Below are 23,414 nucleotides of genomic sequence, written 5' to 3'. Positions count from 1 at the left end.
TCAACCCCACCCATTAATTGGAATGATGTTCATATATTTTATATAAATTTTTATTCTCCCCTATTCTCCAAAATTTTCATTTAGTTATAATGAAATAGTAGATAAATAGATTAGTAGGCAGGGGGGAAATAGTTGCATAAATTAAAATTGCTTTTTTTCACAGTTGTATTACTTTTATCATCCATGTCTTTTTCCAGGGAATCGCAGGCTGCAGGAATGATTGTCAATCCAAATCAGGTATATTCCTACTCCATGATGGAGGCCGACATTCAAAAGCTGAAAAAAGCATATCCTCATTTAATTCAAGTTAGAGTAATCGGCAAGTCGGAATACGGGCGAAATATTTATGCTGTTGGCCTTGGTACAGGACCAGCTAAAGCCTTTATAAACGGTGCCCACCATGCCCGTGAATGGCTAACAACAAGTTTGAACATGTATATGATCAACCAGTATGCAGCAGCGGCCTCAAATAACACACTGATTGATGGATTCAACACCCGTTACATACTTTCCACAACAACCATTTGGTTTGTACCAATGGTGAACCCTGATGGTGTCACACTTCAGCAGCAGGGGTTAAAGGCCTTCCCAAAAGATAAGCACGCTTCGCTCATTAAAATGAATGAAGGCAGCAAGAACTTTAAGCGCTGGAAAGCGAATGCCAAAGGGGTGGATTTAAACAGACAGTACAATGCTGGCTGGAAAGCCTTAAAAGGCCCCAAATCACCCAGTTATAAAAATTTTAAGGGCAATAAGCCGGAAAGCGCGGCGGAAGTCAAAGCAATGTTGAAATTTACAAATGAAATGAACCCCGAAATGGCTGTCGCTTACCACAGTAGCGGCAAAATTTTATACTGGAACTACAATCTGACAGGAAGCCGATACAAAAGGGATCATGTCTATGCCAAAAAAATTGGCCAGCTGACAGGCTACAGGCTTGTTTATCCGCAGCCGAACCCCCCTGGCGGAGGCTATACGGACTGGTTTATCCAGGCAAAAAAGAAGCCGGGCTTCACACCCGAGATTTCCAAACCGGTTTATGAAACGAGCCCGCCATTAACAGAGTTTGCGGGTGCCTGGAAAGAGAACCGGGCAGTTGGACTTTCTGCAGTAGGAAAAATGTATAGCGCAACAGTCCGGAATATGGCAAAAAGCAAATACATCCTTCCTGCAAAAATTATGAAAGAAAATACACTCTATGAAATTGACAGATATACGCTGACCACTGAAATTGAAAAGCAATTAAAACCAGAGAATCTGGACTTAATAAAAGGCCAGTTAGCCAAACTTGAACAGCTGGAAAAGAAACAGGCTGAATGGAAAAAACAGGGCAACAGTCTCCATCCGGGCAAATATTACACCTTCCCTAAAACTGAAGCCGTTCTTTTGGCAAAAAAGAAGGCCATTAAGGATTGGATTGCGGCCATAGAAGCCGCCGCGGCAGCGAAGCCCGAAGCTGAAACTCCTCAGAAACAAGAGCCCGATTCATCAGCTGAAAAAGAACCGGCTAAAAAAACTGAAACAGTTTCCGAACCGAAAACCGCCCCAAAGCCAGAAAACGAAAGTCCAGCCGAAGATTCCGGCAGCCAGATAACAGTCGGGAATGGAAATTAATATTCATAGAAAAGGACATCTGAAAAAGTTTTCAGATGTCCTTTTTAATAACTTTTTCACCGAGACTCATTTAGCTTTCTCTTTAGTTTATTGGCCATTTTCTAAAATCATCAGCTTTTCCACCATCATTCGAGCCGGAGAGGATTCCATCAGCCCGCCGCCCCATATTTTTACTTTATCGCCCGTGTGCAAATAACGGAACACTTCCTGGTCGCTCCCTGTTTGATGCCCCATTACGATATTGGTTGGATGTCCATCTTTTTTTGTAAGGTTGATCATATACTCCCTGGCTTTCTCCGTGGACAGATTAAGTTTCTCAATCTCAATTTCCTCTAAAAAATAGACCACTCCATCTGGTGAAACAATAGGATAGCCGTCAAATCCGCAACCATCATACATATTAAATCCCTGGATACCAGAACCCATTTTGAAGGTTTGGAAATCCTCAGTATCCCTTTCTCTATAACAGATTGAAATATCAGAAAGCCTTTCCTGTTTGTCCCAGTAAAGAAAAAGCACTTTTCTGCCATCCTTTAAGATGAATTGGTTTCTCCCTGACGTGGAACTAGTTATTCCTTTTGAAGATATTGATCTTTCCTCTTCAGCTTTAGTCCCTTTCACGTACACCCAATGCTTGAACGGTTCCCACTTTTCTTCACTCTTTTCCGCACCTGAGCCCAAAATGCTCTCAACCTCGCTTTTACTCATTCCAAGTTGGATTCCTTCCCCCAAATAAGACAGTTTTTCGTCCGGATCCATCTGCAAAATTTCCCTGCTCTTGCCGGCATCTTTCGTGCTATCAGTAGTTGTGTGGAGGCTGGTAAGGTCAGAAACCAGAATGATTGATAGAAATATAGCGGCTGCCCCGGCAAATAATACTCCATATTTTTTTATTCTTTGAGCTTTTCTGCCTGCCGAATTCATTTCAAGGTTTAGCAATGTGAGTTGCATTCGCTGCCTAACCTGTGATTTCATTCCTGTTTTAGGGAGCTCTTTTAACTGGGACATGATTTCCAATTCCTCTTTTTCCATTATAGGAACCTCTCCTTCTCCTTTTTTAGAGCGTGCAAGGCGCGATGCAAGGTGATATTGACTTTCTCCGGCCTCCAGTTTAGAATTTCTGCTGTCTCTTGAACTGACATCTCTTGGATTCCCCTTAAGATAACAACCTGCCTGTAGCTTTCTTTCAGCCGCAGTATAGCCATATACAGTTCTTTATTCGTCTCATTTATTTCGTACAGAATATCAGGGGTATTGCCCAAATCAGCAATCTGCCTATCAGCCAACGGGAGATTCCTTATGATCTTTTTTCTCTTCCGCTTACGCAGTTCATCTGCCGCAGTATGTCTGGCAATCGAAAGAAGCCATGTTTTCCGGCTGGATTCCCCTCTATAAGACTCCCAAGAGTAAAATGCGCGGATAAAAACCTCCTGTTCGAGATCTTCAGCTTCATCAAAACCGATAAGGTAACCAATATAATGATAAACATCATTGCTGTACATACTAAACAATTGATTAATCCCTGAGGCAGCCATAGAGATCCCCCATTCTCTTCATCTGCTAAATTAGTCGTAAATTCACTACACTTCTTTCACTCATTTTATTATTTTTACAATAAAAAAAGACGGTTCTCAAATAACCGCCTTACAATTGCAAAGGTATCTTGCTATTTATTTTTCGTTTAATTCTGATGTTACGAGAAAAGCCGACAGTATATATCGATCAGGTGCGTTCCCGATGAAATTAAATGGATAGCAAGTTGTCACCGTCAGCATAGCCCTTGGTTTTGGGACAATCACCGTCCGGTCATCCGCATCCACAATCCGGACCTTCCTGACTTTGTATTCAAATTTACCGGCTTCGGTCGTGACGACAAGCATATCTCCCACGCCTACTTCGCCAAGTTTCCTGAAAACTGTATCACGATGGCCTGAAAGGACAGAGTTATCCTTTTCGCCAGGAAGGACACTATCTGCGTAATGGCCTACCCCTTTTTCAAGCTCATCTTCATTTGTCCCATGATAGATTGGGAGAGTTGCATCCAATTTCGGAATATACAGGCTCCCGATCTCTTCGCCGATTTCCGGCTGCCTAGAATAAAGCTGCTTTTTCACAGGTCGGGGATCCTTTTTTTCTTCCTGCTTTTCATTTTCCTGCTTTTTTTCAACTGGCTTTGATGCTGAAACTTTATACGTTAAGTAGCCTTTGGCAAACTTGTAAACATTGGTTGTAGTGAACCAAGCTCCAAACAGCAGCATGAAAACAGCCAAGGAGAGGAGAATCCAGCGTCTTTTCTGGACTCCCCTTCCTGTCCGCCTTTTACGATTTCCCACTTATCTGACCCTTACTTTACGGAAAAGGACGAATCCGGCTGCAAAAAGGGCTAAACCAAGCAGTGCATTTTGGCCGTAATCAGAAGCTGTATTCGGGAGCTTTCCGCCTTTGACCGTCTTCTTTACAGGGGCCTTGGAACCTTTTGCTTTTTCCGTTGCTTTTTCGATTTTCTTTCCTGTATCAATGATTGTGCCGGAGTCGACCATTTCTCCAGTAATGATAATATCGCCAAGGAAATCGCCTTTTAAATTATAGAAACTAATCCTTAATTTTGCGTTGACAAGCTCTTTCATTTTCATCATATCCATTAGGGAAAGTGGTGTTTCGGTACCACCTTTTATTAGGGAAAACTCTGCTTTTAACTCAAAGATATTCAGGAATTCATTATAAATATCAAGCAATTCGGCAATCTGAGCGGAAGTGAGTTCATCCACTTCTGTAAAATCCTCAAAAGCCATCATCCGCTCTGCGAGCGCTTCAAGTTGTTCCATAGTCTCAGGCTTTTCCAATTTTTCTTTAATAGATCTAAAATGATTGATAAAGTTTGTCACTTCCTGCTCCGTTAAATCGAATTCTTCTTCAAGCAGGGCTGCCAATTCTTTTGCCAGCTCTTCCGGATCTATATCTACAGGAAAATCTCCCTCAGGGTAAAGAGCGGAAGAAACAGTCATGTGCAAGTCGAACAGAAATACGTAATCTTCGAGGTCTTCATCATATTCGTCCTTAAGAAGCGCTTTCAATCCAGCTTCATCAAGGTCATATTCCTCGTAAATTTCTTCAAGATTACTAAGGTCTGCCTTGATGACTTCTCCTAGGCTTTCTTTCAAATCGGCAACAGAAGCATAGTCTTCCATGCTTTCATCATAGAGAGATAATGAATACTCAATATGATCCTTTGTTACTTCGAACCCGCGAATTTCGCTAACTTCCTTTAAATACGCTTCCAAGTCCTTGTCAAATTGAGGATTTGTTGCAGCAAGCGACATTTGTGGGAACAGACCGACAACTAATAGAATTGCTAGAAAATAGACCCCGATTTTTCTCATTTCGTACTCCCTTTTACCATTTTTTTGTGTACTGCTCTTTCATTATAATCGGCTGGAAGACTATGCACAATCATAACTTTAAGAGGAAGTAAGGGTAATTTCTGGATGCGTTTTAAGGAAAAATGTCTAATATTATCGGATTTAGTCCCAATAAGTGCTATTAATATGGTAAAATATCCTTATGACTAAAATTCTTGGGGTGATTATGAAAGTGAATTTAAAAGTAAAAGTTGCCACGACATTTGCCTCGGTTGCTATACTGTCTGCTGCCTATTCCACACATGCTTCTGCTTCAACGACTCAATACATAGTCAAAAAGGGCGATACATTATCAAAAATTGCACTTATATATAAGACGAATGTAAAGGATCTCAAAACAGTAAACGGCTTGAGATCTGATTTGATTTTCATTAACCAAAAGCTAGCAGTTCCTTCTGCAAAACAAACGGTTACGATTAAACCGAATCCTGTTCCACAAGCGCCTCCTGCAAGTGCTTCCGCATCTGCTCCGGGTGCCGTTTACACTGTGGTTAAGGGAGATACTCTTGGGAAGATTGCCATTGCTAAAAAGACGACTGTCGCGGACTTGAAGAAGTGGAACAACCTAAAGTCGGATTTGATTTTAATTGGGCAAAAATTGACTGTTTCGGCGCCAGCTACGCCTAGCCAGCCGGTAACGCCAAAACCTGCCGCCCCGGCTCCGGTAAAGCCAGCCCAACCGGCACCTACACCGGCAGCACCAGCCAAGTACCAGACTTATACCGTTAAAAGTGGCGATACTCTCGGAAGGATCAGCATTCAGTTTAAAACCACGGTTTCTGAACTGAAGGCATTGAACAAGCTGACGTCCGATCTAATCCGGATCGGCCAAGTGTTGCAGGTGCCAGGGGCTGTTCAGGCCGCTCCCGCTCCAACGGTTTCCGCCCCGCCTGCCGCAGAGGGTGATGCAGCCGTAGTCATTGCCAAAGCAAAGGAAATGCTTGGAACCCCTTATGTTTGGGGAGGTTCGGCACCAGGAGGCTTTGACTGCAGCGGATTCATCTACTATGTGTACAACCAGGCAGGCAAGAAGATGAACAGGTTTTCAGCTGATGGCTACTATAACCGCTCTTATTATGTAGATGCACCAAAGCCTGGCGATCTGGTATTCTTCGAGAATACTTATAAAAAGGGCATTTCCCATGTCGGGATCTATGTAGGAGACAACCAGTTCATCCATGCCTCTGAAAAGGGCGTCATTATCACGAATTTGGATCAGTCCTACTACAAAAAACATTTTGAAAGCTTTAAACGATTCTATTAAAAAACAGGCGTCCTCTACGGACGTCTTTTTTTGTCCATAGGGTTAAATGAAGACAAAGGCGGCTATAGGTATTTTTTTTTGACAAATTCAACAGCCATATGGTCGCAGTTTCAATTTTCTGGTATTCTATTAAAAGCGTTTACTTTGGAGGGGAAACATGAGACCTGATAAGAAAAAGAAAAGTTGGCTGAAAATCCTGTTCATTTCTCTGCTGATTGTGTTTTTGGCCGTGGGAACATACGCCTTTACTGTGTATAGATCCTTAACGAAGGCTGTTGGGACAATGCATCAGCCCATCGACCGGGACAAATCCCCGAAAAGGGATGAAGAAATCACTTTCGGGAAACAGGATCCTTTTTCCGTCCTTATGCTTGGAGTGGATGAGCGTGAAGGCGACCGGGGCCGTTCCGATTCTATGATTGTCCTGACCGTTAACCAGAAGCAGGGTTCGATGAAAATGCTCAGCATTCCGCGTGATACACGGACAGAGATTGTCGGAAGAGGCAAAGAGGATAAAATAAACCACGCCTATGCATTTGGCGGGGTGGAAATGTCAATCGACACAGTTGAACAGTTCCTCGACATCCCGATTGATTACTATGTTCAAATAAATATGGAGGGATTCAAGGACATTGTAGATGCCGTCGGTGGCATTAAACTCAACAACTCGTTTGAATTTTCCTCAGGCGGGGAATCCTTCCCGAAAGGTGAGGTTAACCTGAACGGGGATTCCGCCCTTGCCTTTGCGCGGATGCGCTATGAGGACCCGCGGGGTGACTTCGGCCGGCAAAACCGGCAAAGGGACATTATTCAAGCGGTCATTACGAGAGGGGCATCTTTCCAGAACCTGGCCAACTTCGGGGACATTTTCGGGGCGCTGGGCAAGAATGTCAGGACGAATCTAACTTTTGAGGAAATGGTCGGCATCCAGAAGAATTACAAAGCTGCCGGCAAAAACGTCCAGCAGCTTGAGCTGAAAGGGAGCGGTAAACTAATGAATAAAATCTATTATTTTTTAGTTCCCGAAAATGAACAACAGATGATCCAGCAGGAACTAAAATCCCACCTGGAAATTAGCCAGTCCTCATAAAAAACAAGGCCGCACACCAATTTAATTTGGCTGCGGCCTTGTTTTTTGCCTTACTCCATATCATTCTTCTCAAACCGCCAGGCATCCCGACACATCGCAACGAGATCCCGTTTTGCCGTCCAGCCGAGTTCCTCCCTGGCTTTGGCTGTGTCCGCGTAGCAGCTGGCGATGTCCCCCGGCCTCCGCTCCACAATTTCATAAGGAACGTTGATTCCGTTGGCCTTTTCAAAAGCTTCAATGATCTCCAATACACTTGTTCCCTGACCTGTTCCGAGATTGTAAATATGAACTCCGTTCGAGAGGTTGTTCAATGCAGCTACATGTCCATCCGCCAAGTCAACGACATGGATGTAGTCCCTGACTCCGGTACCATCCTGCGTTGGGTAATCATTCCCAAAAACCCGCAGCTTTTCAAGCTTACCCTTGGCCACTTGGGTGACATAGGGCATCAGATTATTCGGTATGCCATTCGGTGCTTCGCCAATCAGCCCGCTTTCGTGCGCCCCAACCGGATTAAAGTATCTTAATAGGGAAACGGAAAAAGCGGGATTTGCCTCCGCTATATCCGCTAAAATCCTTTCACTCATCGCTTTCGTTTCGCCATATGGATTCGTTGTCGGCAGTAAATCCATTGTTTCCACAAACGGAACAGTATTATCACCGTATACAGTGGCCGATGAGCTGAATACAAATTTATTCACGCCATATTTTAGGCAGGCTTCAGCCACGACTAACGTACTAATAATATTATTTTTGTAATACATTAATGGCTTTTCGACTGATTCCCCGACCGCTTTTAAACCGGCAAAATGGATGACCCCATGTATGCTGTGTTCCTTGAAAATAGCGTCTACCGATTCAACATTTGTTACGTCAATTTCATAGAACTCTACCTTTTTACTTGTAATCCGCATGATTCTTTCAATATTATCCGGATTGCAATTGCTAAAGTTATCGGCAATGATGACATTGTACCCGGCTTCCAGCAAGGCCACACAAGTATGGGAACCAATATAGCCGGCTCCGCCTGTTACAAGGATATTCACTGACAAATCACCCTCTACATTTATTTAAAACTCTTTATGATTGTTTTGGCAATTTTACTATAACACAAACCGCTCTTAAGTTTATCCGTACTTCATTAATATTTGAATTTTTTGTAAGTAATTTCATTGTTACTGTATAATGGAACTAATAATAGTTTGAAAAGTTAGTTTTCTCTATGAAAAGAAGACTGTTACAAAATGAGAAGAGTTGTTTGAATGAACCTTGCTGAATCGGCCTCACTATTGTTTACAAACCTTACTGGAAAATTTATACTATACTTATTGATAGATACATATAATAAGATTCCACATTAAAAGGAGGGCAGGTATGAGCAGCTGGAAAACTTTTATTAGCCAAAAAATTAAAGGCCTGGGCGGTGACTTGGCTTTAACGGAAACCGACGATACATACGAACTTCTCCTCCATCATCTTGATAAGCCTTCCTTTTTGCGAAACTACTTTTTCCATCTGATTGGGGACTATCTCGAGAAGGAAACGGATTCAATTAAAGGCGATCTTCTCTCTTTTGCAAATCTGCTCGGCCGTAAATCTGCAGGATTGTCAGGTTCTCTTGATTCGACAATTGAACTGCTATATAAATCCCGTGTTTCTGTTATCGGCCTTTTAGAACAAGAAGCAAAGGCTGGCACACTTTCCGTCCAAAATCTCTTTTCATGCATTCATTTACTTGATCCACTGTACCATTCCGTACTATCTTCTGTTATCGCCCATTATAACGACATTCTTTCTACCACCCAGTTTGCCCTTGAAGAATCTGCCGCCGATTTGAAAATAACACTAACCGAGCTGGCCGAGCTTAAGAAGGTATTAAATGAAGCGACGATATTTGCTGTGATGGATGAAAAAGATAATTATATGTATGTTAATGAAAAATTTTGCGAGATCTCAAAATATTCGAAGGAAGAATTGATCGGGAAGAACCCTGTGATTCTTGATTGCGGGTACCAGTCCAGGGAGTTTTTTAAAGAAGTCCTGGAAAATTTGAACAACGGGAAGGTCTGGAATGGGCAAATCCTCAATAGAGCAAAAGACGGGACTCTCTATTGGGTCGATTCGACTCTTGTCCCTTTTCTTGACAAAAACGGGAAAAGGTATAAACATATCTCGATCCAGTATGATATTACCGAGCAAAAGCGGACGGAGGAGACGCTGTTAAAAGCGGAAAAGCTTTCAATGGTCGGTGAACTTGCCGCTGGCTTTGCCCATGAAATCCGAAACCCATTAACGACAATAAAGGGCTTTGTCCAGCTCTTAACAGAAACGACGAAGGAGACAGTGTTTACAAGGACGATATTGGATGAAATTGATCGAATTAATTCAATTGTAAGCGATTTTATGATTTTCGCGCGCCCTCACTCCACCGACTTTACCGAATGCAATCTGGCTTCCATTCTGCAAGATGCTGGGAAATTCCTTGAACCGGAAGCCATGCTCAAGAACGTCATCTTGATTACGCACTTCCCCCAGAAAGAAGTTTTCATTACCGGAGAGAAAAATCAACTGAAGCAAGTGTTCCTCAATATCATTAAAAATGCGATTGAAGCGATTCCAAATGGCGGGATTGTCAGCATATTATTGGAAGAACATGAAAAAGCAGCTATAGTTACGATTAAAGATAGCGGTGTCGGCTTGACGGAGGAACAACTGGCAAAGCTCGGCGAGCCTTTCTTTACCACAAAGGCAACCGGGAACGGACTCGGGCTCATGGTCACCTACAAGATTATTCGGGACCATCGGGGCACGATTGACGTTCACAGTGAAGGACCTGGAAAAGGCACAGCATTTACGGTCACATTTCCATATACGCAAAGAGGCTTAAGTTGAAGCCTCTTTTTTTTGCAAAAATCCTTCGCCATTAATTCCTTTTTACTTGGGTTTTTCGCTACCATTCCCTGTCGTTTGCCAGTCATTATTCTTATTCATTAAAAAGCTTGTCCTTTATGCTCTGGAATTGGAGAACGATTCATCGTTTATCATTCACAAATAGGCGGTAAAGGAAGATTAAGTAAAAAGTGACCTAGGCCGTTTAGGGATAGGAAAATGACAAGGGAGTGATGAGGATGAAAATTAAGGCTGGTAATTGGAGCAGATTGACATTGCAGGAGAAGCTGTTCATCCTGCGAGCAGTGAGTTTTTGGTCAAGGTTGAAATAGTAGCGGTCTCCCCAATTCTATTAGCGATTCCTGTAAATTATTATGATTAGCGCCAATAAAAAATTTCTCTACCTCTTTCCGCATATTTTTAAACTTTCTGCTTAGTTTTGGCAAAATACCTCTCTCCCTTATTCTTGGAAGGGCGAATTGCTGCAAAACAATCAAGGTTCCGGTCGGTATTTGTTGAACGATTCCCCATTCAGTTTCCTGTAAATAATCAGTATAGTAAAGGAGCAGGGCCTATTTACTAGCAATGCCATTACAGTGAAATGAATTTGAAAACGGGGAGTGAACTTTGATGAAAATTCAAGTAAAAAGCTGGAGAATGCTTTCTGCAGAAGAAAAGCAATTTTTGTTAAAGGTACTCAGCAACCGTTTTAAACGATAGCATTCGCATCGATTATAAAATTCGGAAAGCAGTACCCCAACAAATCCCGTCAGCCTGTCCAGGCAAAAAGCAGCACAAAGTGAGGCAGGGGGACGGTTCCAGCGCTTCATTCGAGTCTCGAATGAAGCAGCAGAACCGTCCCCCTGCTTCTTAGTCGCTAACCCGTAGGCCGGGGTTGAGGTCCGGGGTTGTTTTCCGGGTGGCGGTTTCGATTGCCCAGGCGAGCAGCAGCAGGCCTGCGAAGATGAGGGATGAAAATTCGAAGTAGTACCATTCAATGCTCATGAAGATATCATATATGGCATGGACTGCAATTAAGAGCCATAGATTTCGCGTCCAGAGAAGCAATAATCCTAGTATGAGTCCTAAATTCGTAAAGGTGGCAATTGTGCCGATTGTGACTGTCCATGGCTGTGGCGTGTCCAAGGCATGACCGACCCCAAATAGAACAGAGCTGAGAAACAGGGCAATCATGAGGAACAAATCCCGGTTTGGCTTTTCCCACTGTTTCGGGAAACATTTTTTAAACAACATCAAAAACAGGATGATATAAGCAATCCGGTAAACTTCTTCAAATCCAGCAAGGATGTCGGCATAAAAATCGGACCCAGCGAGACTAAACCATTCAAAAATTAGGTTTGCTACGCTCCCGGCTCCACCTTCCTCTGCGACTCCTCTCAGGCTCTCGTTCATAATCACTGCCGACTCTTCCATATAGTCGCCATAACTTTCATTAAAATCTTCGAAAAGAATAGCTGAATAAAAATTAAATACGATTGCTCCGAGATAGAAGATCAGAAAGACAACGGCAAACTGGGAAATCATTTGCCTGATGAAAGGTTGCCTGTTAACAGGAGCGGAAGATGGTACCGTACCGTCTATTTCTGTTAGGTGTTCCCGCTCCCCACTATGCCTTTCCAGCCTTCGCTGTTCGTTACCCGCAAGCCGTGGGTGAAGCCTCCAGGCCACAAAGATGGAGATGATCATGATGGCCTGATAAACTTCTGAAAAAAAATAACTGTACCTGGATAAAAAGAGGGCCGCTTCAGACCCTATCGTAACCAGGAGCAATAATAGCAATAGCCGCTTCGAGATTGGCTGTGTTAAGTCATCAATCACTTTTATTCCCCGCTCTGTTTAGTAGTTATGTCATTTCTCTAGCGCCCCAGCAGGTGGATTAGCAAAAAGCTTATTCCATTTACCGCCAGCAAAAACAGGCCGCAGCCAAGCACCCATTTTTTATTGAATTCCATAAGTTAGCTCCTTGGACCCTTTTTATTTATTTTACCATAAATTGGCGATTGTGGCATTAGTTTTTCTTTCCAATAGCTCCTCTCGTTCGACAACACCGAATTCAATCAAACGTTTGATTGAAAACTGCCTGAACCCTTGAGATAAGCAGAATTTTTTAGATTTTATTTTGCGGAAATTGTCGATTGGGTACTGGACAAATTTAGTTGACTCCTTGCTCTCAGAAAATTTACTGGTGGAGCTATGCCAATTATTACCACATAAACTGAGATTAAGTCGATACGCAACTTTTCAGGGCATTAGTTTTTCCTCCCACTTAAACCAATCATTCGACAGCAACGAATTTAATCAAACGTTTGATTGAAAACTGTTTAAACCCTTGTGATAAGCGGTATTTATCATTTTTTTTTTGCTAAAGTTGTCGATGGATGCCATACTTTTTCCTTTCCCGCAATAGCTTTCCTATAAGACGTGTGCAGGGAATGGTTGTATTAATAGACCTTATTTGTGACAATATGCACCGTTCCTTAAATATATGAACATTTTTTGTGACAACTTGAACCTATTTCAACATATATGTACCTTCCTGCAATAACAAGTCTCCCCTTTTAAATTAAACAGGCCATCCCGCTGCTCCGGGATGGCCTGTTTAAACCATTTTAAATTTTGCCTGGATCAAACTTTCCCTTATTTCATATCCCCTTTTACCTCAAGCAGTTTCTGCCTCAGACCTCTTTCCATCAGGGCGAGATCTTGTTCGGCCTGGCGTCGCTTCGTACGGCCTTCCTCCTGGATGCGCAGGGTTTCTTCAAGTGTGGAAACGAGGCTTTCCTGAGTCCTCTTGAGTGTTTCAATCTCGACAAGGCCCCGCTCGTTTTCACGGGCTGTTTCGATTGTATTTGCTTTCAGCATTTCAGCATTTTTAAGGAGCAGTTCATTCGTTGTTTTGGCTACCTGTTTTTGTGCTTCGACTGCATTGCGCTGCCTAATCAGCGTCAAGGCGATGGCGACCTGGTTCTTCCAGAGCGGAATCGCCGTCATGATCGAAGATTGGATTTTCTCCGCCAGCGCCTGGTTCGTGTTTTGGATTAAACGGATTTGCGGGGCGCTTTGAATCGTCATTTCCCTGCTCAGCTTCAAATCATGAACCCGCTTATCAAGGCGGTCGGCGAATTGAAGCATGTCGTTTACTTCCTGGAATTTCATCTGGTCGCCTGATGCCTCGGCGGTCTTTCTTAAAGCAGGAATAACTTCCCTCTGCAATTCCTCATATTTCAATTCCCCGGCGGCGATATAAACGTTCAGGGCATTGAAGTATTCCTTATTATGCTCGTACAGCCTTTCTAGCATCGCAATGTCCGCGAGCAGGGCGTTCTTGCTGCGGTCAAGTTTAACGGAAATCCGGTCAATCTGCGCGCCGGTTTTCTGGTACTTTGACAAAATTTCCTGGACTGATCCTGAAACTTTCCCGAACATCCTTGAAATCAAATTCTTTTTTCCTTCATTCAACTCATCCGGATTTACATCAGACAGGCGCTTCATTAAATCATTGATGATTTCCCCGACTTCACCGACATCTTTCTTTTGCACATGTTCAAGCATGGCATTCGAGAATGTCAAAAGCTTCGCTTGTGCCTGGGTTCCGTACGAAATCATTGCCTGATGGTTCTTCGGGTCAATTTGCGTTGCCAGTTGAAGGGCCCTCGCCTTGTTTTCTTCAGGCAGGACATCAATCAGCCGGACCTGCTTTTCCTCTTCTGAAGGAGCGGCCGGGGTCATCGCGGCATTCTCCTCGGCTCCGAACGGATCAGCCAATATATCATCAAGTAAGTTATTCGTATTCTTAGCAGCTGAATTGTTTTCGTTCATTTTAACCTCCTGTGATCCTCAATAAGTTTCTTGCCTTTATTCATTTCAATCGCCTGCTTGGCCACGTCAATTTCGAAATCAAGATGGTCGATATCATCCCGGATAATATGATACAAATCCTGTTCAACCGCATCCGCCAGTTCATCAAGTGTCCGCTGTGTTTCGTGCAGCTTCAGTTGGATCTCCGTGTTCCGGGTTGGCTGGGAGGATAGGAATGCGTATTTCTCCGCGAGCTCGATTAGTGAATCAAGATGGGAGAAATAAAAACGCTCTGCCTTGTAAAAGCGCTTTGGCTCATCCTTCGTCATTTTGTAAATTTTCTTGGTGATTCTCATTAGATCAATCCGCTGTTTTAAAGACGGAAAATTCTTAATTGAAAAAAGAGCCTTATGGAGGCGGTTTAGTTTCCGCTTCCCCTCTTCTAAATTCTGCCTAATATAACGATATTCCTTCCCGGTTAACCCGTGCCTCTTTAAAAATTGGGAGCTAGTATACAGTCCGACTCCTTTGTATGCGGCTACGCCCCCTGCCACCATGACCCCTGATGAAATCAGCCAGCCGGCGTCAAATCCGAAATAGCTTATCAAACCCGCAATGAAGGCTGCTGGGAACGCGATGGCAATTTGCAATAAAAACGACAAAAATGGATTCATTTTATATCGACTCCTGACTTTTTCCTGTACTGGTTAATACGTATATAACGGCCAAATTGTTTCATTTATGCTGAAATTATTTTTTGAAATATCTGGTTCCTTATCCACTACAATACACGAAAATGCCGGCCGTTTCCACAGCCTGCGACTGTAAATTGTTCTAGGTCTCAAGACGTAGGAGGACATAAGAAAAAACCTCCGCCCAGCTGGACAGAGGTTTACAACTTCCTATTTTCGCAAAAAATCACCCATCCCGATTATTGGAAATCAGCGGGCCGTTCCTTCTTCTGTTCAAAATGATAGAGAATTGCTTCAACAATCCTGGAGGACGCCAATCCATCCCCGTAAGGGTTGGAGGCCTTCGCCATTTTTTTATAAGACTCCTCATCGGATAGGAGTTCGTCGGCGAGCTGGAAGATTGTTTCCTCATCCGTCCCTGCAAGCTTTAACGTTCCGGCCTCCACTCCCTCAGGCCGCTCGGTTGTATCCCGAAGCACAAGGACCGGTACTCCGAGTGACGGAGCTTCTTCCTGAACCCCACCCGAGTCGGTCAAGATCAAATGAGCTCTCGATGCAAAATTATGAAAATCAATGACATCGAGCGGTTCAATTAAATGGATCCGATTATTTTCGCCCAAGATTCTGCCAGCAATTTCCCTCACGACAGGGTTCATATGGATTGGATACACAACCTGAATGTCTTCATGCTTTTCAACCAGCCGGCTGATGGCCCTGAACATGTTTTCCATCGGCTGCCCAAGATTTTCCCTTCTGTGCGCAGTTAATAATACAAGCCGGCTGTCGCCGAGCGAATCTAAAACAGGATGAGTATACTCGTCCTTTACCGTCGTCTTTAACGCATCAATGGCCGTATTTCCTGTTACAAAGATCGTCTCTGCGTTCTTATTTTCAGCTAGCAGATTTTCCTTTGATTGGCTTGTTGGCGAAAAATGCAAGTCGGCTATGACTCCCGTCAGCTGCCGGTTCATCTCCTCCGGATAAGGTGAGTATTTATTCCACGTGCGCAATCCCGCCTCGACATGGCCAACTGTGATCGAATTGTAGAAAGCAGCCAGGCCTGCTACGAAAGTTGTGGACGTATCACCATGTACCAAGACAATATCAGGTTTCGCCTCACGAAAAACATCCGTAAGCCCCTCAAGACATCTAACGGTTACATCAGTTAAAGTCTGGCGGTCTTTCATAATGTTCAAATCATAATCAGGTGTAATCCCGAATATGGATAGCACCTGGTCAAGCATTTGCCTGTGCTGCGCCGTAACTGCGACAATCGATTCGATTTTATCCGGATGCTTCTCAAGCTCTTTGACAAGCGGAGCCATCTTAATCGCTTCCGGCCTCGTTCCAAACACAGTTACTACCTTTATACGTCCCGTCATTTAACACACTCGCTCCTGTCTTCACGAAATAAGTAGTTTCGATAATTTACGACTTCATTATACAGTGAACGACTGCAGAAGACTACTAAAGTTAGTGGGCCTCTTTTCCATAAGTAAAATTTCGTATTTTTTGCAAAACAACCCAAAATTCAATTTTCACCTCATTTATGCCACTCATAATCCAATTATCCCCCCTCAAAACAGCTTTTTGTGCAATAATCAGCCCTCAAAATTGAATTATCACGATTTCCCAAACAATTCTGCCAGCAGTATGGTGGAGTCACCCGGGAATACTTTGGCAAGCGCGCTTTCCTGAAAGGAACCGCACGTGGAGAATTTCGAACCTATCGCAGATCAGTATACACCTATGATTTACAGCATCATCCGCTCGCTTCATATTTATAAGAATAAGGAGGACTTTTACCAGACTGGGTTGATCGCCCTCTGGGAAGCCACAAGGAATTTCCAGCCTGAAAAGGGCAGTTTTGAGGGTTATGCCTATCGCTACATTAAAGGAAGGATGATGACAGAGCTCACCAAAATGAATTTGAATGCTGAACGGACGGTTAGCCCTAGTGAGGAGTTTTGGGAAATGATTGAAGAAACGCAGATGGACGAAGCTTTGCCGGTTGAGTTGCTCCTCTCCTACTGCGGGGGGCTGACGCCGAACCAGAAGAAGTGGGTTCTTTATACATGCATAGATTATCTATCTATCAAAGAAATTGCCGAAAAAGAGAACGTCAGCATGTCGGCCGTTAAAAACTGGCGGCACGGGGCAAGAAAGAAGCTGTTGGAAGGGTTGGAGATCGTAGACTAATACCATTCCCAATAAAAAGGCATAACATTTTCCAGTTAACGGAATGAACCTTTTTATATTGAGGGCGTTGCTTATTAAGCCCTGGATTATCATTATATAAATATATTTATTTTGCAAAATAATAAAAGGCTTCCGAGGAAGCCTTTCGTTTTTTATATAGTTTCCGATTGTGCAATCGGCATGTTTTTAAGATCGGTTTTCAAGTCTTCTATCATTTTCATAGAAGTCATTTCTGCTTCGTTCATGCCTTTTTCATACGCTCTTTTCAAAATTTCGAGGAACAGACTTTTTTTCTCTTCTGCAGTGATTCCTTTCACTTCGCGGTTTCTCCTCCTTTTTCGCTCTTTTTCACTATTCTATTAAATTTTTTGTCAAATGTAAATCTATTTCCAAAAATTATCTATATGTCAAATCTGTGACAATAGGACGCGGGAGATCATCCCTCATTTTTGGTTTCGTGGTGCTCCTTTACCCAGACCGATAGACGATAAAACTGGTAATGAAAAGGAAGTAGATAAAAAAAGTTATTATTCTATAGATTTTTGTTACTAGGTGAGCAATGAAAAAGAGGGAGAAACACTAGATTGGCAGTGAAAACCGAAAAGAAACTGAGGGTGAAAAAAAGAAAACAAAAAAGAAAAATGGGGATGCGATGGTAATTCCAATGAGGGGTCTCCAACTCTGGCCTGATTTTGGGTATAATAAAAGAATATGAATTTTTCTCGGAAACGCGGAAGCGGCCGTTTAGCGTTGGCCGCTGAATAGTCTTTGTGAGCGTGGGCTTTGTGATGCCCAACTGTTGAGCGTGATGGAATCTGTTGGCGGGACGCGGCAGCCGGTCCGTTTCGGGACTGGGCTGGGCGGCTGGGAACAAGGTTCATTTTGCAATAGAAAGAGGAGGTGTGTGCTGATGCGGAATGAAGGGTTGGCGATGGCGGCTGAGCGGCTGGGGGATATGCTGTCGCCGCATTCTGAGGAGGATGCGCGTCTGATGCAGAGGGGGATGCTTCTGTACCGGCAGGGGATGGTTTCGCAGTTGCTGATTGATGAGGAAACGGTTACGGCGGCTGTGCAGGATGTTGTGCCGGTCAGGGTACGGCTTGAGCTGCTTTTTCTTGAGATGAGTGAGTGTACGTGCCCGGCTGCTGGTATTTGCCGGCATCAGCTGGCGGTATTTTTCGCTGCATATGGACGGGAAGGCAGTGTGGCGGAATGGATTGAGGATTGGCGGTATCCGATGCGGGAGAAAAAGGCTGCTGCGGATTGGGGGCTGAAGCGGGCCCGTGATTTAGTAAAGGCGAAAGAGAAGGTTGAGCTGGATTATCGCCTGTGGATCAAGTCTTTTTCGGAGAGTTTCCATTCGATTATGAGGTCAAAAAAATATGTGAACCCCTATGTGGTTGGTGAGCTGTTTGAAGTCTATTGGCGACGGCTTCGGGCTGATTCTCCGGCCGATGAGAATGGTCGGCTTCTTTATGAGCTGGCGGGGATTGTGTTTTCAATCAAGGAACTTGCCTTCCTTAGTGAAGAGCTCGGCCACACGAAAGAAATGGTGAGCCGGTATTATCTTCATGTTTTTTCAGAGCTGGAGGAAGCCGGTATCCGGATTGGCAGCAGGCTTGGCGCCCGGGCGCTGCCACTTGGGTTAGAGTCTTTTCTCGCGGACTTGAGAGAGGATGTGCGAAAGCTGCTGACAGGCGGTGTTCCCGGGGTATTTAATGAGCGGATGTATTTGTATATGGGGCTTTGGACGGTGCTGTTTAAAAGCGGGCCATTGCTTGAGGAGGAGCTTGGGAAAATCGAAACAGCCGCACCCGATGCGGACGGAGAAAGCCGGCACGCCCTTGAGCTTGCCAAGGTCCATTTGAATTTCATGCTCAGGAATGATTCCGAGGCGATTTGCGTTTTGTCCGGCATCGAGAACGAAATTGCCGGCCAGTTCCTTCTCTTTTGGATTGACCGGTTGGCGGACATGAAGGAATGGAGCCGGCTCGGGCCTTATATCGATCAGCTCGCCCATAAACTAAAGGATACGATTGCTTCGGTCGCCGGATACCAGGGGCGGTCCCGGTTTGTGAAAGCTGTTTTGGAAACGGCGCTTCCCTTTGCGGAGGCAACCGGCCGGATGGAGGTATTTGAGCGCCTCCTCCAGCAGGCTCTTCCCTATAGTTACTATGATTATGGGAATCTGCTGTTCGAGCGCGGCGATTATGAAAAATGGGCTGATTTGCAGACATTTATGGGCCACCAGTATACCGACCTTCCGTCTGCGAGGCTGAAGGTGCTCGAAAAAGAGCTGCCGGAAACCGTGATGGCGATGCTGCACCAGTCGGCTGCCAGGCTGATTGCAATGAGGAATCGGCCGAGCTACAGGAGTGCTGCCCGGCTGTTGAAGAAGCTGCGGACGCTTTATAAAAAGCAAAAGCGGCTCGTCGAATGGGAAGCATTTTTTGAAGCGCTGCTTGAACGGACAAAGCGGCTGCGGGCGTTTCATGAAGAATGCCAAAGGAGCAAGCTGATCGATGGATAGTGTTCGTGTTTAGGATTGAAATTGAAACGATGATCTGTTTTGAAAAGGGATAGACTTCGGGCCGGATTAAAGGCCAAAGGAGAACAACAAGTTATGGTTTACGAGCCGTTTATGAAACTCTTTTTGACAAAAAAACATACTGGCTATCTGCTGGCGGCCCAGGGGGCGGATGGGCGCTGGCTGCGGGCTGAATCGTGGAAATACCCGTTACTCAGCCGCCATCCCGAAAGCTATTACGGCGCTTTCATCGATCCTGTGAAGGTAGATGGCGTCGAAATGCTGGAATTGAATGCATGGCAGCTTGTGACGCTGTTCGCTCGTGAATCCTTTAACCGCTTCTTTGACTGGGACTGGGATGAGGCATCGGAAATCTGCCTCGCGTCCGCCCATGTGCTGTACGACAGCATTTTGGCAAAGGAGTGGCTGCCTGATTTCAAGGCTTGGGAAGCAGGCGCGTTTCGGTGGAGGCTGCCGGCAAGAGTGCGCGAGGAGTTCGACAGTTCGTTTTGGGAACAGCGTGTTGCGGATGATGGATTGATGCTGGCTGCTGCGGATGGCGAATTAGCGGCGAATCAGCCAGATTTCTTGAGCATCACCGCCTATGATTTCATTGAGGAATGGTTTAATCTGGCCCTCGATGCCTATCTGACCCGGAACAAAGAAATGCGCGAATTATTCGGGCCGAAGCTTGAGCTTTTGGAAGGGAGCAATATTCCCGCAGCCACACTGGCTCGTTATTTTGACGAAGAAAAATGGCTTGAATGGGCGGGCATCAAAGAAAATCCCGCTCCGTTTTCGGTCGGCATCCGCCTGAATGAACCTGAGGACGGAGAAGGGTTTTGGCTGCTGGAAACATTTTTGCGCGGGAAACGGAATCCTGAGAAGGTATTCCTTGTTGATGATCCCGCCGTTCCGTCATCCTGGCGGCCGTTTCTGGAAATGGCGTTTCACGAAGAGGAGCGTTGGGTCGAACTTATTCCTTCCCTTGGAGTTTATGGAAGGCTGAAGACTTCGCTGTCTGAAGAGGAAGCGTGGGTCTTTTTGACAGAGTCGAGCGAGGTCCTGCTTGCACTTGGCGTCGAAATCCTTCTGCCCGGCTGGTGGGAAGCGATGAAAAATGCCAACCTCCGCGTCAAGGCTTCCATGAAAGGCACTTCCAGCCACCGTCCTTCCTTCGTCGGGCTTGATGCGATGCTCGATTTCAATTGGCGTTTTTCAATGAATGGCGTCGACCTGAGCGAAGAGGAATTCCGGTCGATGGTCGAGAATCAGCGGCGCCTCGTTTATGTGCGCGGGCGCTGGGTTAAGCTCGATCCCGCCTTTATTCGGCAAATCCAGGAAATCATGAAAAAGGCGGAGAAGGATGGCCTGCACGTACGCGACTTACTTGAACAGGAGCTTGCCGAGGAACCGGAAGGCGATGACCTCGAGAACACACGTGCTTTTGCGAAAATCCAGATCGAACTGAACCGGCAGTGGAAGCAAATGATGAAACAGCTTCGCGAAATCGAGGAAATCCCGCTCGTCGATGTTCCCGCCGGCTTGAAGGGCACATTGCGGCCGTACCAGCAGCTTGGCATGAGCTGGCTTCTGTTCCTGCGCCAATTCGGCTTTGGCGCCATTCTTGCCGATGACATGGGCCTCGGGAAAACGATTCAGCTCATCTCCTACCTTCTCTCGGCAAAAGAAAAAGCCGCAGAAGCAGGCACACGGGAGGATGTGGCTGAGCGCCCATCGCTCATTATCTGCCCGACATCGGTGCTCGGCAACTGGCAAAAGGAACTTGAAAGATTTGCGCCTGAACTTCGTGTTCATCTTCATTACGGTTCTGGAAGGCTTAAGGGCGAAGCTTTTGCTGAGACCGCCGCTGTCCACGATGTTGTCCTGACTTCCTACGGGCTGACCCATCTGGATGAAGAGGAATTCAGCCAGCTTGAATGGGATGTGGTTGCGATTGACGAGGCGCAGAACATTAAAAATGCGCAGACGAAACAGTCTCGGGCAGTCCGGAGGCTTCGCGGCCGCCATCATATCGCGCTGACCGGGACGCCGATGGAAAACCGCCTGTCCGAGCTTTGGTCGATTTTTGATTTCACGAACCACGGCTATCTCGGTTCGATTGGCCAGTTCCAGAAGCGGTTTGCGATTCCGATTGAAAAGGAAGAAAATGCGGAGAAGGTCCGCGAGCTGCAAGGCTTGATTAGGCCGTTCCTTTTGCGCCGGACGAAGAAGGATGAAGAAGTCGCCTTGAATTTGCCCGATAAGCTGGAGCAGAAGGAATACTGCCCGCTTACCGCCGAGCAGGCGTCGCTTTATGAGCAGCTCGTCCAGGATACGTTCACTCAGCTCGAGAAGCTGACTGGTTTTGAGCGGAAGGGCATGATTCTTCAGCTGCTGAGCAAACTGAAGCAGCTGTGCAATCACCCCGCGCTTTACTTAAAGGAATGGAACAGGCTGTCGGGAGAGGTTTCCGGTGGTGCGGTTTCTTCCGGAGGGGATGACGATCGAGCTGCTGGCCGGGCCCCTGGTCGGACTGGCAACTCGGGAGGTTCTAGCAACTCGGGGAGAGTCGCTCCTTCCATGGATTTGATCGGACGTTCGGCTAAAATGGAAAAGTTGGTCGAGTTGGTTGAGGCTGTTCTTGAGCAAGGTGAAAGCTGCATCATTTTCACCCAATATATCGATATGGGTGAGATCATCCAGGCGGTGCTGAAGAGGAAATTCGGCGTTGAAGTTCCTTTCTTGAACGGCAGTGTCCCGAAGGCGAAGCGGGATGAGATGATTGAACAGTTTCAGAATCACCAATTCCCTGTGTTTCTCCTCAGCCTGAAGGCGGGCGGAACAGGGCTGAATCTCACAGCCGCCAACCATGTGATCCATTATGACCGCTGGTGGAATCCAGCCGTTGAAAACCAAGCCACCGACAGGGCCTACCGGATTGGCCAACAGCTGTTCGTCCACGTCCATAAGCTAATATGCACAGGGACACTCGAGGAAAAAATCGATGCGATGCTTGAGAAAAAGCAGCATTTGAATGACCAAGTCATCCAAAGTGAAAACTGGATTACCGAACTCTCCACTGACGAACTGCGTGATTTAGTGCTTTTGAAATAGATGTTGACGGAAGAAAGGTGGCAGCCCCCTTTTTGGGAGGCTGCCTTTTCTATTATCTTCGGGTTCAACCAAATAAGTTGAAGAAAATTTGCTGTTAAAATTTTCGGCTGATTATTGCTCCGTCCGTCTTGTGCTTTCCCGGTGTCTATTTTTCCGGCAAGAGTTCCCTGCTTTCCGTTATGGCATGTGGTTCATTTTTTTCAATGCCCCTGACTTTCTTTTTTGGTCTGGTTGTTAAATACATGCCGGTATTTCCTTTTTTGACTATGAAGCTTTTAAACATATTTACCATTAATTCGGGTGAAATAGGAGTTTCTAAGGCTGTTAGGATAAGTGAGTTGGGAGTGATGGTGAGCTGGATTGGAAGTGAGGCTGAAGTTCTATTGATAATAATACTCGACGTGGGGTTTTGGTCAGGATAAATGAATTGGTAAGTATTGTCCAATTTTGAGTTATTTGCCGGTTTTGAAAGGCTGATGGCATCTGAAAAGCCTGGAAGCTGTTGGATTTGGAGGACGTTATTTGTTTTCTTCTTCCCGACGAAAGCCAGGATTGGCTGCTGGTCTACTGTCATGGGCCGACACCTCATTGGTTGTTTTTCTTCTATCTTAGTATACGCCGGTTGTTATTCCAATATATTTTTTCCATTTAGAGTAAAATAATACGGAAAAAGCCGCTGAATTGGCAATTCAGCGGCTTCTTCTATATAACAGGGGGTTTTAAGAACAGTATTCCCCAACCGGCACAAAATATTCAATTCACCTAAATTTTTTGGAAGTGAAGC

19 protein-coding genes are annotated in these 23,414 nt (G+C 45.1%); 8 read left to right on the top strand and 11 right to left on the bottom strand.

Annotation, left to right across the window (positions count from 1 at the left end; all coding sequences use genetic code 11):
* The first annotated feature begins 132 nt into the window (after positions 1 to 132).
* Positions 133 to 1,614 carry a M14 family metallopeptidase gene (locus tag D1B31_RS15850; protein WP_240035296.1) on the top strand — a complete coding sequence of 494 codons (1,482 nt, stop codon included), beginning with the start codon at positions 133 to 135 and terminating at the stop codon, positions 1,612 to 1,614.
* Between the two features lie 87 nt (positions 1,615 to 1,701).
* On the opposite strand, the gene D1B31_RS15845 is transcribed toward D1B31_RS15850, so the two are convergent.
* The 4 genes from D1B31_RS15845 to D1B31_RS15830 form a co-directional block, all read right to left on the bottom strand.
* Positions 1,702 to 2,646 carry a DUF3221 domain-containing protein gene (locus D1B31_RS15845; RefSeq protein ID WP_118922137.1) on the bottom strand — a complete coding sequence of 315 codons (945 nt, stop codon included), beginning with the start codon at positions 2,644 to 2,646 and terminating at the stop codon, positions 1,702 to 1,704.
* Complete coding sequence (locus D1B31_RS15840; protein WP_118922135.1) at positions 2,646 to 3,149, bottom strand: RNA polymerase sigma factor; 504 nt, start codon at positions 3,147 to 3,149, stop codon at positions 2,646 to 2,648. The genes D1B31_RS15845 and D1B31_RS15840 overlap by 1 nt, the downstream gene beginning before the upstream one ends.
* Before the next feature lie 135 nt (positions 3,150 to 3,284).
* Entirely contained in the window at positions 3,285 to 3,872 is a 588-nt protein-coding gene (locus tag D1B31_RS15835) for a class D sortase (protein ID WP_118922443.1), read from the bottom strand.
* A gap of 75 nt (positions 3,873 to 3,947) precedes the next feature.
* On the bottom strand, positions 3,948 to 4,994 hold the full coding sequence (locus tag D1B31_RS15830) for a processed acidic surface protein (protein ID WP_118922133.1): 1,047 nt from the start codon (positions 4,992 to 4,994) through the stop codon (positions 3,948 to 3,950).
* A gap of 181 nt (positions 4,995 to 5,175) precedes the next feature.
* Here D1B31_RS15830 and D1B31_RS15825 point away from each other — a divergent pair, with 181 nt between their 5' ends.
* The gene (locus tag D1B31_RS15825) at positions 5,176 to 6,297 is read left to right on the top strand and encodes a C40 family peptidase (protein WP_240035295.1); all 1,122 of its coding nucleotides are present in this window, start codon (positions 5,176 to 5,178) and stop codon (positions 6,295 to 6,297) included.
* Between the two features lie 157 nt (positions 6,298 to 6,454).
* Positions 6,455 to 7,387 (top strand): polyisoprenyl-teichoic acid--peptidoglycan teichoic acid transferase TagU, encoded by a 933-nt coding sequence (tagU, locus tag D1B31_RS15820; protein ID WP_118922129.1) that lies wholly within the window; start codon positions 6,455 to 6,457, stop codon positions 7,385 to 7,387.
* 50 nt (positions 7,388 to 7,437) lie between these two features.
* Here tagU and galE read toward each other — a convergent pair whose 3' ends face one another.
* Positions 7,438 to 8,433, bottom strand: coding sequence for a UDP-glucose 4-epimerase GalE (gene galE / locus D1B31_RS15815; protein ID WP_118922127.1), 996 nt, complete (start codon positions 8,431 to 8,433; stop codon positions 7,438 to 7,440).
* A 328-nt stretch (positions 8,434 to 8,761) separates the two neighbouring features.
* Here galE and D1B31_RS15810 point away from each other — a divergent pair, with 328 nt between their 5' ends.
* Both D1B31_RS15810 and D1B31_RS25055 read left to right on the top strand, forming a co-directional pair.
* On the top strand, positions 8,762 to 10,279 hold the full coding sequence (locus tag D1B31_RS15810) for an ATP-binding protein (RefSeq protein ID WP_118922125.1): 1,518 nt from the start codon (positions 8,762 to 8,764) through the stop codon (positions 10,277 to 10,279).
* A 256-nt stretch (positions 10,280 to 10,535) separates the two neighbouring features.
* Entirely contained in the window at positions 10,536 to 10,658 is a 123-nt protein-coding gene (locus tag D1B31_RS25055) for a hypothetical protein (protein WP_275670725.1), read from the top strand.
* Between the two features lie 488 nt (positions 10,659 to 11,146).
* On the opposite strand, the gene D1B31_RS15805 is transcribed toward D1B31_RS25055, so the two are convergent.
* The 4 genes from D1B31_RS15805 to wecB form a co-directional block, all read right to left on the bottom strand.
* A complete protein-coding gene (locus D1B31_RS15805; RefSeq protein ID WP_118922123.1) occupies positions 11,147 to 12,115 on the bottom strand; it encodes a CPBP family glutamic-type intramembrane protease in 969 nt (322 codons plus the stop codon).
* A gap of 819 nt (positions 12,116 to 12,934) precedes the next feature.
* The gene (locus D1B31_RS15800; protein ID WP_118922121.1) at positions 12,935 to 14,116 is read right to left on the bottom strand and encodes a toxic anion resistance protein; all 1,182 of its coding nucleotides are present in this window, start codon (positions 14,114 to 14,116) and stop codon (positions 12,935 to 12,937) included.
* The gene (locus D1B31_RS15795) at positions 14,113 to 14,769 is read right to left on the bottom strand and encodes a 5-bromo-4-chloroindolyl phosphate hydrolysis family protein (protein WP_118922119.1); all 657 of its coding nucleotides are present in this window, start codon (positions 14,767 to 14,769) and stop codon (positions 14,113 to 14,115) included. The genes D1B31_RS15800 and D1B31_RS15795 overlap by 4 nt, the downstream gene beginning before the upstream one ends.
* Positions 14,770 to 15,026: 257 nt before the next feature.
* Positions 15,027 to 16,169, bottom strand: coding sequence for a non-hydrolyzing UDP-N-acetylglucosamine 2-epimerase (gene wecB, locus D1B31_RS15790; RefSeq protein ID WP_118922117.1), 1,143 nt, complete (start codon positions 16,167 to 16,169; stop codon positions 15,027 to 15,029).
* Positions 16,170 to 16,497: 328 nt separating this feature from the next.
* Here wecB and D1B31_RS15785 point away from each other — a divergent pair, with 328 nt between their 5' ends.
* Positions 16,498 to 16,986: a sigma-70 family RNA polymerase sigma factor gene (locus D1B31_RS15785; RefSeq protein WP_118922115.1), complete on the top strand. Its 489-nt coding sequence runs from the start codon at positions 16,498 to 16,500 to the stop codon at positions 16,984 to 16,986.
* Between the two features lie 152 nt (positions 16,987 to 17,138).
* On the opposite strand, the gene D1B31_RS24345 is transcribed toward D1B31_RS15785, so the two are convergent.
* Positions 17,139 to 17,303: a YwzD family small protein gene (locus D1B31_RS24345; protein ID WP_158587571.1), complete on the bottom strand. Its 165-nt coding sequence runs from the start codon at positions 17,301 to 17,303 to the stop codon at positions 17,139 to 17,141.
* A 593-nt stretch (positions 17,304 to 17,896) separates the two neighbouring features.
* Here D1B31_RS24345 and D1B31_RS15780 point away from each other — a divergent pair.
* Together D1B31_RS15780 and D1B31_RS15775 are read left to right on the top strand one after the other, a co-directional pair.
* Positions 17,897 to 19,516 (top strand): SWIM zinc finger family protein, encoded by a 1,620-nt coding sequence (locus D1B31_RS15780; protein WP_158587570.1) that lies wholly within the window; start codon positions 17,897 to 17,899, stop codon positions 19,514 to 19,516.
* 93 nt (positions 19,517 to 19,609) lie between these two features.
* Positions 19,610 to 22,630: a DEAD/DEAH box helicase gene (locus D1B31_RS15775; protein ID WP_240035294.1), complete on the top strand. Its 3,021-nt coding sequence runs from the start codon at positions 19,610 to 19,612 to the stop codon at positions 22,628 to 22,630.
* 145 nt (positions 22,631 to 22,775) lie between these two features.
* Here D1B31_RS15775 and D1B31_RS15765 read toward each other — a convergent pair whose 3' ends face one another.
* A complete protein-coding gene (locus D1B31_RS15765) occupies positions 22,776 to 23,204 on the bottom strand; it encodes a hypothetical protein (protein WP_118922110.1) in 429 nt (142 codons plus the stop codon).
* Between the last annotated feature and the right edge of the window lie 210 nt (positions 23,205 to 23,414).

It is taken from the genome of Neobacillus notoginsengisoli, from assembly GCF_003515685.1.
Classification (GTDB): Bacteria; Bacillota; Bacilli; order Bacillales; family Cytobacillaceae; genus Bacillus_D; species Bacillus_D notoginsengisoli.
The sequence above is the reverse complement of the archived record's forward strand: the minus strand, read 5'-3'. Positions and strand labels throughout refer to the sequence as shown.